This window comes from Flavobacterium psychrolimnae (assembly GCF_003312425.1).
Classification (GTDB): Bacteria; Bacteroidota; Bacteroidia; order Flavobacteriales; family Flavobacteriaceae; genus Flavobacterium; species Flavobacterium psychrolimnae.
The window spans coordinates 157,563-171,500 of the sequence record NZ_QNUX01000009.1 but is presented as its reverse complement, the minus strand read 5'-3'; the positions used below and the strand labels follow the sequence as shown (position 1 = coordinate 171,500).

General features: G+C 36.1%; 6 protein-coding genes. 3 read left to right on the top strand and 3 right to left on the bottom strand.

Annotation, left to right across the window (positions count from 1 at the left end; all coding sequences use genetic code 11):
• Window positions 1-136: 136 nt before the first annotated feature.
• Window positions 137-2,836: a zinc-dependent metalloprotease gene (locus tag DR980_RS10995; RefSeq protein ID WP_113636060.1), complete on the bottom strand. Its 2,700-nt coding sequence runs from the start codon at window positions 2,834-2,836 to the stop codon at window positions 137-139.
• A gap of 214 nt (window positions 2,837-3,050) precedes the next feature.
• Here DR980_RS10995 and DR980_RS10990 point away from each other — a divergent pair, with 214 nt between their 5' ends.
• From DR980_RS10990 to bioB, 3 genes are all read left to right on the top strand, one after another.
• Window positions 3,051-3,992: a bifunctional riboflavin kinase/FAD synthetase gene (locus DR980_RS10990; RefSeq protein ID WP_113636083.1), complete on the top strand. Its 942-nt coding sequence runs from the start codon at window positions 3,051-3,053 to the stop codon at window positions 3,990-3,992.
• 94 nt (window positions 3,993-4,086) lie between these two features.
• Complete coding sequence (locus DR980_RS10985; RefSeq protein ID WP_113636057.1) at window positions 4,087-4,542, top strand: hypothetical protein; 456 nt, start codon at window positions 4,087-4,089, stop codon at window positions 4,540-4,542.
• Between the two features lie 278 nt (window positions 4,543-4,820).
• Entirely contained in the window at window positions 4,821-5,906 is a 1,086-nt protein-coding gene (gene bioB, locus DR980_RS10980; RefSeq protein ID WP_091172407.1) for a biotin synthase BioB, read from the top strand.
• Window positions 5,907-5,973: 67 nt separating this feature from the next.
• Here the strand turns inward: bioB and DR980_RS10975 are convergent, their stop codons facing one another.
• On the bottom strand, window positions 5,974-9,774 hold the full coding sequence (locus DR980_RS10975; protein ID WP_244199295.1) for a T9SS sorting signal type C domain-containing protein: 3,801 nt from the start codon (window positions 9,772-9,774) through the stop codon (window positions 5,974-5,976).
• A 361-nt stretch (window positions 9,775-10,135) separates the two neighbouring features.
• On the bottom strand, window positions 10,136-13,579 hold the full coding sequence (locus DR980_RS16365; RefSeq protein WP_167400558.1) for a glycine-rich domain-containing protein: 3,444 nt from the start codon (window positions 13,577-13,579) through the stop codon (window positions 10,136-10,138).
• Window positions 13,580-13,938: the final 359 nt, after the last annotated feature.

Here is a 13,938-nt window from a genome sequence, read left to right as displayed (position 1 = left end):
GAATAAAACTGAATTTAAAAGGAATGAGCCCGATACAATATCGAGCTCATTATTATCAAAATTAATTATAAATTTGTCTAAACTTTTGGGGGCAGTCTATTACTAGCGTTTCCCTTTTTTAATAATTCTATTTTGATTATTCAATCACAATCTTTCTGACCTCTTTTCGTTCTCCATCAGTCACCGTCAGTAAATAAACTCCTGGATAGACATTTTTCAATTGGATATTTTCATTGAAATTTGACTTGTTTTTAAAGTCATTTTCAAAAAGCTTTCTTCCTAATAAATCATAAACCATAACTTTTACTCCTTCATCGGATTTAGTAGTGAATTGAACATTAAAATTCCCTTTATTTGGATTAGGAAACACAACAAAATCATTGATTTCAAAGTCCGGCGTTGCCAAAGTGTATGTTTTTGTACAAATTGTTATTGATGCAGAATCTATTGTACCAAAGTCACCTGTATCTAAATCACGAACACGCAAAGTCCAATTTCCTTGCGGACTTATCCCATTAAATGTGGACAATAATTCAAAAGGCGCTACGGTTTGGGCAGTTTTCGCTGCGCAATCAAGGGAAACTCCCAGGTCATCATAATTCAACACTAAACTATTACTTGTAGAACCACAACTTCTGTCAAATAACTTTACAACAGTCCCTTGTGGATTTACCACTTCTATTTGCACATCACTCAAATAAGTATGTGTAAAAGAAATAGCAAAATTAACATCAGAAATCACTTCAGCTGTAACTGGAACAGTCGTTGTTCTAGTTCGATAAGTTGAAGATTCCGGTATAGAAAACGGTGTTGCAAAAGCATACGTATTACAAGATGAAACAACGGAATACCCAATTGCAAAAGATTTACTGTTTACTGCATAATAAATATTTGCTGTTGGCTCAATTAGAATTCTGCAATCTTTAGCCGTTACATTTGGAACCGTAATTGTTTGTGAACCGTCATTCAGCGTATTAGAAGCTAAAACTGTAGTGAAATTTAATCCCCCGTCAGTTGAAAGTTTGATATTCACATTCGTAGAACCGGCAAGAGAATTAGAATTATTTACGTTCCAAGTGACTGTTTGAGTCGATCCCTGTAACCAACCTGAATTTTCAGTATTTTGTGATGTCACTTCAAATGGACCAGCTGCACCACTCACGTTTACCATCATCAAATCTGTATTTGTTTGCGCAGTTCCAAGAGCCGCATTGTCCCTTCCTGTTAAAGTAAAAGCAAGGGTTCTTTCAATTGTTGAAACGGATTCCCAAGTCGTTGTTAATTCATTAGCCAAAACCGAACTTAAAGCAGGCATGTATCGAACTGGCGAACTACTTGGATAAAAAGATCTAAAGTTAGGACCATAGACTTTTGTAGGCGACGCAAAGCTAAAATCACCCTCTTCGCTTACCGGAGGATTTAAAGTATTTACAGCTGTATCATTTTGTTCCCAACAATAAGTAACTACATCACCATTCAAATCAGAACCGGAACCTTTTAAGATAAATGCCGTTCCTTTAGGAATAGTATAATCTAAGCCTGCGCTGATTGTTGGAGGACTATTAGTAAGAACCGTACTTATTGGACAAGTCTTAGACAATAGATTATCTTGTATTTGCTTTATGCTTGCGTAGGCAAAATAATCATCAGAATTATTTTGAACGTTATAACCCGAAGTAATTCCTGCATACGCCATAATAGTAGAACCGCTTCCAGGCTCCACATTTACACCAGTATCTTCAATCTCGAAAGAAAACGTATGATTTGCCCCTAATTGATGTCCGATTTCATGCGCTACAAAATCAATATCAAAAGTATCTCCTTGAGGTACGGCATCACTTGGCGACGTAAAAGCGCTTCCTTTTGCCGAAGGCTCTTCAACCGTTGGATTTATACACACACATCCTATACAACCGGCGTTTCCACCACCACCATCCGCCCCAAATAAATGACCAATATCGTATCCTGCATCCGTTATTGTAGCGCTTAAATTTTCTTGTAATTCCAAGTTCCAGGCACCCGATGCTCCTTCTGAGGAATCTGAATACGGATCTGTGGCAGCATCCGTATAAATTATAAGATTGTTATTTGCGATAATACTCAGCTTTACCGCTAAATCTTTATTGAAAACCCCGTTAACCCTTGTCATAGTGGCATTCATCGCAGCCAAAGCATTCGCAACAGTCCCGCCATGAAACGCTGCATACTCACCGGTACAGGACAACGCTAATCTTAAAGTTTTGAAAACTCTATTATTTGCAGCTACTTTGCCTGTCTTGTTTAAAAGTTCTTTATTCAAAGCGACATCTTCTGTTTTGCAAGTGAAAGGCAAACTTCCTCGGACTCTGCTTTTGGAATCAAAAAGAACATAAACAGTATGATCTTTCGAATAAGGTTCGATAAATTCAGAGCCACTTTCACCTCTCAAAATCATGGTCTGAATACCTTTTGGCGACAAACTGAAATACAAAGAAGCCTTTCTATCTGTAATTCCAACACCATTATAGGCTCTTATGTCAGGATTTTGTGCTTGCAATTCCGGTTCAAAATTAGAAGATTCCCAAACCCAAAATTTTTCTAACTCACCATTCATATTAGGTATCGTAATTTCAATTCTGCTCTGCTTTGAGGTTTTATTTTGAAGTGTTTCCAAAGAATTTTTTATTGCAGATTCGTTTAAATTAAACAACAACTGATTTTCAGCAACGGGTTTAACATTGATTCTATCATAAACTGCAACTTTATCCTGAACAATTCTTTTCCAAAAAGAGCCATCTTGGGCATGGACCACAGAATTGGAAAAAATAATTATAAAAAATAGTATAATTCTTTTCATAATATCATGAATTTAAGCTTCAAAATTAAAGTATTTATAGTAATGGTTACTTCAATTATTTAATATTTTAAATCAAATTATGGAAAACTCAGTACTTTTCTATTTTTAATCCCTTTTTTCATATTTTAATTAAAAATTATATTGAAATTCAATTAGTCATATCGCTACTTTTAAATAAGATACCTTAAATTTGCGCTTTTATAAAACACTTGCTTTGAATATTTTTCATTCTATAAACGATTTCACTTCCACAAAAAAAACAATCCTAACGTTGGGAACCTTTGATGGAGTTCACATTGGTCACAAAAAAATTTTAAATAAACTAACCCAATCCCGAAGCGTCGGGACGGAAAACGAGAAATATGAAAGTCTGGTACTTACCTTTTTTCCGCATCCTCGGATGGTTTTACAGGAACATTCTGATATAAAATTGCTCAACACCATCACTGAGAAAATTGATTTGCTGAAAAAAATTGGTATCGAAAATCTTGTCATACATCCTTTTGACGAAACTTTTTCAAGATTGACTGCCGAAGAATTTGTACGTACTATTCTTGTAGATCGCTTTCACATCCAGAAAATAATTATTGGCCACGATCACCGATTTGGACGAAATCGAACGGCCAATATTGATGATCTGATCGCTTTTGGAAAACAATATGATTTTGAAGTAGAACAAATATCTGTTCAGGAAATTAATGATATTTCCGTGAGTTCAACCAAAATTAGAAATGCTTTATTGGAAGGAGACATGACTTTGGCCAACGAATATTTAGGTTATGATTATTTTCTGACAGGGTCTGTTATTCAAGGAAAACAACTGGGAAGAACCATCAATTTCCCAACGGCAAACTTAAAAATCGAAGAAAATTATAAGCTAATTCCAAAAAATGGAGTCTACATTGTAGAAAGTATTATCCATGAAAAAACTGTTTTTGGAATGATGAATATTGGGTTCAATCCTACTGTTGACGGGCACAATCAGTCCATCGAAATTCATTATTTTGATTTCAATGCTGATTTATACAATCAAGAAATCCGTGTTTCAATATTACAAAGAATTCGTTCCGAACAAAAATTCGAATCGGTTGATTTACTGAAAGAACAACTTGAAAAAGATAAAAAAACTGCACTGGTATACTTGAATAAATTTTGATTTTTTAATAACATATTACTATTTTTTCTGTAAATTTGAAAGTAATATCCTCTTTGTCATAACGATATGCTTTCTAACTTTTAAAACTAGTTATATGAAACTTCCAAAAGAATTAGTAAACGGATTCATTATTTTCATGGGAATTGGCTTTTATTTCCTATTAATGGAACTTTTAGGCCTAGCGGATATTTACTTATTACGTTTATTTAATGTCCTATTTGTATTTTTTGGAACCTATAAAACGCTAAAATCTAATTTCGCTGAAGGCAAAAACGTATTAGTTTCTAACGCTGTTTCTGCGTTATTAACTTCCCTCACAGGTATTTTCTTGAGCATTGTAGGGTTAATTGTTTATAGTTACGTCCAAGGCGGAGATGCCTATGTGGGCACATTGTCAAAAACATTTTTATTTGGTGGCGATCCATCCGTAATGACGTATTCTATTTCTCTGTTATTTGAAGGAATTGTTTCGGCAGTAATCGTTACCTTCATGTTGATGTTATACTGGGACACCCGCTATTCTTCAGATAAACATGGCGCTGAATCTTAACTTTTTATCATTCCTTTATCACAATACCACGTCGCAAACCAGTAGCTATTGCTGTTTTTACGGCGTTTATTTTTTTATATATTTTGAAATTATCTATTCCTTATATTCAACAAATAGCTTTACGTAAATCATTTGATGAGATTTTATAAAATGCCGAAACACCTGCATACAACTGCCTAACTTTATTCAAAAAATGTTTTGTGGCAGGCTTTTCAATAGTATTGCATTGGTTCTTTAGAACAATTTAACTACTTTTGACGTATCAAAAAATCGTATCGATGAGTATTACAAAACACAATTGGACCAAAGACGAAATTATCGCAATATATAATAAACCTATGATGGATTTGCTTTACGAAGCAGCCTCTATTCATAGAGAGCATCACGATCCTAACGTAGTTCAGGTTTCTACTTTACTTTCTATAAAAACAGGTGGATGTCCCGAGGATTGTGGATATTGTCCACAAGCCGCAAGGTATCATACTGAAATTGAAGGCAATGATTTAATGTCAGTTAGTCAAGTGAAAGCCCAAGCTTTGCGAGCAAAATCAAGCGGATCATCCCGTGTGTGTATGGGAGCAGCCTGGAGAAATGTTAAAGACGGTCCTGAATTTGACCAAGTTTTGGAAATGGTTCGTACCATCAACAAACTGGATATGGAAGTGTGCTGTACCCTTGGTATGATCACGGAAAACCAAGCGCATCGGTTAGCTGAAGCAGGTTTATATGCCTACAACCACAATTTAGATACCTCTGAAGAATATTACAAAGAAGTAATCTCGACTCGTGGATTTGAAGATCGTTTGCAAACTATTGAAAATGTTCGTAAAACAAATGTTACTGTTTGTAGCGGTGGAATTATCGGAATGGGAGAAAGTATCGAAGACCGAGCTGGAATGCTTGTCGCACTTTCTACGTTAAATCCACAACCAGAATCAGTGCCAATAAATGCGTTGGTAGCTGTTGAAGGGACTCCAATGGAAGAAGAAAAACCAGTTGAAATCTGGGAAATGATTCGAATGGTCGCAACAACCAGAATCATCATGCCGGAAACTCAAGTTCGTCTTTCTGCAGGAAGAATGAACATGAGCCGCGAAGGTCAAGCCATGTGCTTTTTTGCTGGTGCCAATTCCATTTTTGCAGGAGATAAGTTATTGACAACTCCAAATCCTGATGTAAATGAAGACATGAAAATGTTTGAAATGTTAGGTTTAAATCCTCAAAAACCATTTACAAAAGTTTCACAACCGCAAACTGTTGAAGCGGAAGATTCTCAATTTGCTCCATTAGGTGAAAAACCAAAATGGTCAAGACCAGGACATACTATCGAGCGAAATCTTGAAGCATCCGGTAAAGAAAAATAAATTTTGTTTACAATAAATACCCAAAACCATCTTGTTAGCCAAGATGGTTTTTTTTATACTGATTACTTTAATACATTATTTTCCTGCTAACTGACTCACCATTCCGAAGAACAATTTTCACCATAACAACCTGGTGACCGGCTTGCAAATTCAATACTGAGAAATCACTGTTATTTATCTCTTTCTTTTGATATATTTTTCTTCCATTCAAATTATAAATAGCAACCTCATCAATGAATTCATTAGTTGAATTTATTTGTAATTGTTCATTTTTACTCGATACAAAAACGGATTCTTTATTATTTGAAAATTCATCCGTATTCAAGGTTTTATCCGCGTACCGCAACACAAAACGATCATCAAATGTTCCAATGACAGTATTAAAAGCATAGCTTTCGTTTGTTATATCAACAATACTATTGGTTAATTTATCCTCAATAAAAACATTTTTATTGACTAACTCACCATCTCTTTCATCAATTTTTATCATATAACTTCCAGCTACAGTACTGCTGAAACCTAATTTAATTTCATCGGTTTCTTCAAGTGGCAATGCTCGTCCTTGAATGACTAAATTCATATCCTGATTGATGCTGTAAAAATCTAAAAACTGATTTCCATCAAAACTTTCGCCATCAAAAGAACTGTCAAAATCATTAGTGGCGCCAGTTGCATATCCTATCAAAATTTGTTTGAAAGCGCCTTCGCTGTTACTCAAATTCAACCAAATACGATGTTTTTCAACCTCATCAGATTGCGATTTTTTAGGCGAACTTGATTTAAAAAAATTAGCATTTTGACCAATCACACGCATATTATTTTGAAAAACAGCTGTTCCGCCAACATTAATGCTGGTAACAAAAAAAGATTGTCCAGAAGCTATTTTTCCGTCTGGCTTAGCATTATTAATTCCTGAATTTATGGCAGCACTCGTACCAACTCCACCCAATAAATTATAAACCGCATAATCATCCGAAGTATAAACATTTTTAGTAATCGCAGTATTATGTGTCCAAAGATAGATAGTCCCATCCATAATATCTTTATTCCTGTTTATAAACAAATCTGCGTTTATGGCTGAAGGATAAGGATTCCCAATAAGATTTGATGTATCAGTCACACTAATAGGAACTGATACCTCACCATTATTTGGAACCCCAATAAAAACAGCTTCGTGCCGGGCCGCAACAGTTTCTGAAAAAGTTCGTGGGCCCCGAATAATATAACCTTTACCCACTGACATTACATTTGTTGCAATCTCATTTGCCCAAGAATCTCTAAAAGCATCAAAGGAATAAAACTTATCGGACGGCGTATCAGGAGAAACATCAATTAATTTTTGACTTGATACTGGTGATGACCAATAGGTATAATCTGTAAAGAGAATTGGTGTTGTTTTTCTTTTTAGTTGAATAGTTCCAGAATTAGTGACCTGATCTTCGGATTGATACAACGCTGCATTATTTTCTAAAATTAATGTACCTGAACCTGAATAATCGAAAACCAAACCTAAAGTATTTCCTTCTGGAATTGTAACTGTTTTTCCCGAACTGATTGTACAGGAACAGGAATTTACAGATGCTAATACCGAATAATTTTCGTTGAAAAAAAGTGTCTTTTCAGCGGACGGAGTTCCATTACTCCAAGAAACCCCATTCCAATTAGAGCTGTTTGTACAAAGCTTAATTCGAGCCACACGATGTTTTGTAACACCAGAAACAGAATTAAAATTTCCTCCAATCATCACTTTATAATTTGGTGTAAAACAAATACTGAAAAGCGTATTATTTAAATTCACCGAAAACGTACCATCATAAACTCCAGTAGCCAGTAGCCGTACCATTCGCCTCACAGCTGTTCCGTTGTAGGTTCCAGAGAATGTTCCCCCAATCAATAATCGATTATCAGGCTGGACTAAAATAGTTCTAATTTCACCATTGCTAAAACCCAATCCCGTTGAAAAAGTGGTATCTAAAGTCCCATCGATGTTCAATCTCAACAATCTTTTTGTGGAAACGCCTTTATAACTTGTAAATGACCCGCCAATAATGAGTTTATTGTCCGATTGCAATGCGATTGAATACACATTTTTATCAAAACCAGCTCCAATGGAAAAACCTGAATCTATACTTCCATTGGGATTCAAACGCACCATTCGATTATATGATATTCCATTAAAAAGAGAAAACTGGCCACCCAAAACAATTTTCCCGTCTGGTTGCACCAAAATACAGTCTACGATAGCATCGGCTCCGGAACCAATAGTAAAACCAGAATCCAAAGTCCCATCAGGTAATAATCGAACCACTCTACTAATCAAAACCCCATTATAATTTGTAAAATTTCCTGCAACAATTATTTTACCATCTGGCTGCAACGCCAAAGCATACACTTGATTATTGAAGCCCGTTCCAATAGTAAAAGCTGCATCAATTTCTCCATTCGCTTGAATTCTGGCGATTTTATTCCTTACGACACCATTGTAATTTGTGAAAACACCAGCAATAACAATTTTGCCATCAGGCTGTACAACGGCGGTTTTAATTGAATTATTAGCTCCGGTAGCTGCGTTATTAAAAGAAGAATCAAGCACTCCGTCTTCAGACAATCGTGTAACTCTGTTGCAAATTGTTCCGTTGAATTTTGTGAAATTTCCAAAAGCCATCGTTTTATTGTCGGATAAGGCAATTACTTTTAAAACCGAATTATCAAAACCAACTCCAGCGGTAAGATATCCAAAATCTAAAGTTCCAACACCGTCAATTCTAGCCAATCGGCCTTGAGTCTGGGAATCAAAAACTGTAAATGATCCGCCAATGTACCACGAGTTTGCTAAATCCTCTGCCAACGCATTCACTGCACCACTTTGCGGTCCGGATCCAATATCGAATCCCGGATTGATCACTCCGAAAGGATCCAAAAGAACCACCCTATTAACATCAGTTCCATTATAACTTCCCGTAAACGAGCCGCCAATCATTATAGCGCCGGCAGCATTTACTTTTATAACTTCAACTACATTACTAAAACCAGATCCGGAAATAAAGGAGTTGTCGATACTTCCATCGGGATTCAACCGAATTATTCTACTGGCTTTAACACTATTGAAATTTAAAAAATCACCACCCACCAAAATCTTTCCATCAGCCTGTGTTGCTAGTGCGGATACATTAGCATCAAAACCTGTTCCTTGTAAAAAAGTAGCGTCAACAGTCCCATTGCTATTCAATCGAATAATTCTGCCGCAAGCAGTTCCATTGAAGGAAGTAAATGATCCTCCCAGAATAATTTTTCCGTCTTGTTGAATGTGAACTTCCTCAACAAGTGAATTAGCACCATATCCTATTGCAAATGTTGGATCTAAATTTCCGTTTGGCAAAATCCGAGCAACTCTGGATGCAGCAACTCCATTGTAATTAGTGAAACTACCACCAATAATAATGCTACCATCTGATTGTAAATCACATGCGTAAATAGCGTACGTTGTAGTTCCCTGTGAAGAGTTGAAGGTAACATCTCTTGACCCATCCGCATTCAGACGGATTAGTTTTCCAACATTTACACCGTTAAAGCTCGTAAAAGAACCACCCAAAATAATTTTTCCATCAGTTTGTATTAAAGAACAGTATACTTTGCCAATGATTCCGGAACCTAAATTGAACGAAAGATCTTTAGAACCATCCGGCAGCAATCGACATAAATATAAAGTTGCACCTCCATTAAAATTCAAAAACTCACCTCCAACAATCAATTTTCCATCTGTTTGCAAAGCAACTGTTCTGACTGTACCATCAAAACCATCCCCTTGCAAACCATCATCATAAATATTGAATGTTGCATCTGACTTTCCTTGCTGCGAATGAGCCACATTAATAAAAAGAAAGATGAAAAGAACAACGAAGTGTCGTATTTTTATCTGTAAAATTGATTTGCTGGCGTTTGCGAAAATCGCTCGAAAATTCATATTGGCAACGAAGAATTGCTTTTCATACTGATTGTTTTAAATTATTTCCGTTTTTGTTGAGACTCTTTTGATAAAGCAATAACAACAATAACTTTATAAATATAAAAATAATCTTTCGTTATCGCAATACCCACATTTAGTGATATTTACATCTAAAAAATTTAAACATCAATAGGAATATTTGTTTATTTAAAATCAAAAAAAATCCCATTCTGAACAAACAGAATGGGACTTCCAATACGATTGGAAAATGAAATATCAATTTTTAATAAACAACTTTTTTAGAAATTACCTCTCCATTTGTTAAGGTCACTTTGACCACCACCACTTGATTGCTCAGTCTAATCGCAGACGTTTGGAACTCATTAGAATTCACTGCAACGTTATCAAACACTTTTCTGCCTAGTAAATCAAAAACAGCAATTTGAGAAATAATTTCAGTATTTGATTTTATCTTTAATTCATTTTTATCTTTAGCAATCAGAACACTGCTATCATTTAATTCAAAATCAGCTGACGCCAAAGTTCTATCCGTGTAACGCAATACAAAACGCTCATTGAAAGTTCCTTTTTCAGTGTCAAAAGTATACGCTGCTTTTTTCAGATCATGAATGCTATTGTTACTTCTATCTTCAAGGTAAATATTTTCAGAAGTCAACAACCCATCGACCTCATCAATACTAATTGAAAAACTACCTTGAATTGTAGAACTATATCCCAATGGTACAACATCATTTTCATCAAAGGGTAAAGCCCTTGCTTGTATCGTTAAATTTTTATCATCGTTGATACTATAAAAATTAATAAACTGATTTCCGTTATTATTTGCACCATCTAAGGCATTGTCATAACCATTAGTTGCATCTGTAATATAACCAACCAAGACCTGCTTGAATGCGCCTTTATCATTGGTTAAATTTAGCCAAACACGGTTTTTCTCGATTGCATTTGTATTCTTTGAGCTTTGGGTTGTCTTAAAAAATTGCATATTGTCTCCCGCGATACCATCTACACCCACCCTCATAGTATTTTTGAATGTTGCTTTACCTGCCGCTTTACCAGTTGCAAAGAAACCTTGTCCCGAGGCAATCTTACCAGTTGGTCTATTAGACTTGTTCTCTCCACTTGGTTCCGTATTACCGATTGTTGTTATTATTTTTTTTTCAGTTCCAACGCCTCCCGTAAGATTATAAGAAGCATAATCATCCGTAATATATACTAAATCTCCTGAACCTTCGTTAGCAGCGCCAGTTGCAGTACGTATTGGTGTACTGTGCGTCCAGAAATAAAGAGTTCCCTGCAACACCTCTCTATTGGCTATTAAGAACGATTCAGCGTCTAGTGCCGAAGGATATGGATTCCCTATTAGGTTTGAAGTTCCAGCACCTGCAATATCCACCTCATAATCCCCGTTATTTGGAACACCTTTAAAAGGAGCATCATAAAAATTTGTAGGAGGGATGCCGGTATGATGAGGCCCTCTAATAATGTAACCCTTTCCGTCTTTCATGACTACTTTATTTGGATCCTCATAAATCCAATTATTTACACCTGCATCAAACGAATAAAAATAATCCAAAGGTGTTTTAGGGGACACGTCAATCAATTTTTGTCCTGCTACTGGTGAAGACCAATACGTGTAATCGGTTTCTCTAGTAGTGTTGTTACTTCGAATATAGGATATAACACCTTTATTTACAGCATCTTTATTCACTTGCACCAAGCTTGCATTATTCTCGAAAGTTAAAGTAGTTTTTGGATCTACTGTATCTTCTACGGTAAGACCGTTAGTCAGTTTTAAAGTTTTTCCTTCTTTAATTATAACTTTTCTACCTGCTTTGACAAGACAGGTACAAGCTGTAAGATCCTCCGATTTTGTTTGATAATCACCATTAAAAATAATTTCTTCAGCGTCACTTGAAGGCTTAGAGCCAGTTGACCAAACAGTACCATTCCATGTATTAGGTTTTAATACTAATGGCTTAATAACTATATCAGCAGAAGGTAGTGACACACATCCAGAGGCATTGTTTGCAGTTACATTATAAGTACCCACTGCCAAACCTGAAAACACTCCTGTTGTATTCGTTACTGCTGCTACAACCGGACTTTTCCCCGTAACTGTAAAGAAAATTCCATCAGCTGGTGCTGGACTAGTTATAGTTATTGATCCTGTTGCTAACGCACAAGTGGCATTTGTATTAGTTGCCTGTGGTGTAGATGGTAAAGCATTAATAACAAAATCAGCTGGTGTTCTACAGCCTGGATTAAGAGAACATTCTACATAATAAGTAGTTGATCCAGGTGTATTGGTGTTTGTAAGTCCAGATCCCGTTACTCCCACTGGATTGAAAGACGCTCCAGAACCAATTGAGTTACCCCCTGATAAGGCAGTATACCACTTTAGAGTACCTGCGATACTATATGAAACTATAATTTGAATGTAATCTACAGATGCTACAGTATCTTCATCATTGGAATTTTTCACCGTTAAAACAACACCAAAATTTGCAGCATTTATGATTGCTGGTGTCAATGTCGTCGTACCCCACAAATCTGAGGGCGAACCATAATTTGCCACTGTTTCAGTGTTACTCCATATGGTGCTAGATGCTTTGTTTGTTCCAGTGGCGCTTCCTCCAATACTTAAAAACACTTTATTATCCAAAAGACTGTTAGATCTACTCGCCTTCCGACCAATAATAACCTGAACTCCATTTATTGTTGCATTAGTAGGGATACTAAATCCATATTTAGTTGCTAATAGATTTTTGGATAAACTTCCTCCAATTTGTGAATTGGCATATGAATTATCATCTGAATAAATTCTAGAGACATTACTCCAATCACTTCCTGTTCCGGAAGTAGAACCATCTCCTGCATTAGCAGCTTGTGTTGTTACTAGATTACTACAAGTCCCAGATACCGATAACGATCCTGAACCTCCGGCACAAATTGAAACCCCAGTGGACGTTAGAGTAGATGTTGGACATGCATAAGTAATAATTACCTGACCGTTACCGCCATTGCCACCACCTTTTCCTTTTCCGCCGCCGCCGCCGCCGCCGCCAGGACTACCACCGTTTGATCCTTGAACATTGTCATTTCCACCATTACCACCTGCACCACCACCTGACTTAGCTGCACCACCATTAGTACCACTACCAGGATTACCATCTTGATAACTACCTGCTGAACTTCCGCCACCTGCACCTTCCTTTGTACTAGAATTTGTATAAGTTCCTCCACTACCTCCGTTAAAAGTAATTGTTCCTGTATTTGTATTTCCACCAGCACCACCAGATTTTCCACCTGAAGCTACTAATATGGTGGTATTAGCTGATTCAAAACTTGAGTTTTCACCATTATTGTTTGCTAATCCACCTACTCCTACTGTATAATAGTAAGTAGAACCCGGTGTAACCGCAAACGTAGACTTAGCATATCCTCCGCCTCCGCCTCCATTTCCTCCGCCTCCGGCTCCGTTTCCTCCTCCACCTCCAGCTCCCCATGCTTCAACGGTAATGCTAGTTACACCTGAAGGCACTGTAAATGGATATGTCCCAGGTGTATTAAAAGTCTGGGTAGATTGTCCAAAAGAAACTAAAGGGGTTATGGAAACAAACAAAACCATCAACAGCAAACGAATTGCTGTTGATGGTTTTGATGATAATAAATTCATTTTAGAGATAGAGTAATTTTTATTCATATGGTATTATTTTATTTGTCTTAAACGTTACGCCTGATTGCCTTTTTTAACCAAAAAAAAACTGAAAACATAGTAATTGCAGCAATATAGTTTCGGTTTTTAAATAAAATATAATTTAATCGATTAAGTGCAGGATAATCCGTTTAAATACATGTTTTAGAGCATTTAAAATTCTTTTAAAAAAAACATCCTTACAGTCTTAACTTGCTTTTAAACAGTACTCATGTCTAAAATTTAAAAAGTCTTTACTGATAAAAAAAATTCCTTTTACCACTTAAAGCAATTTCGATTTAAAGGTTTATTTTTGAAATTAAATTATCGAAACCAGAAATCAACTTTAAGCTCGATAATAGTGCTGT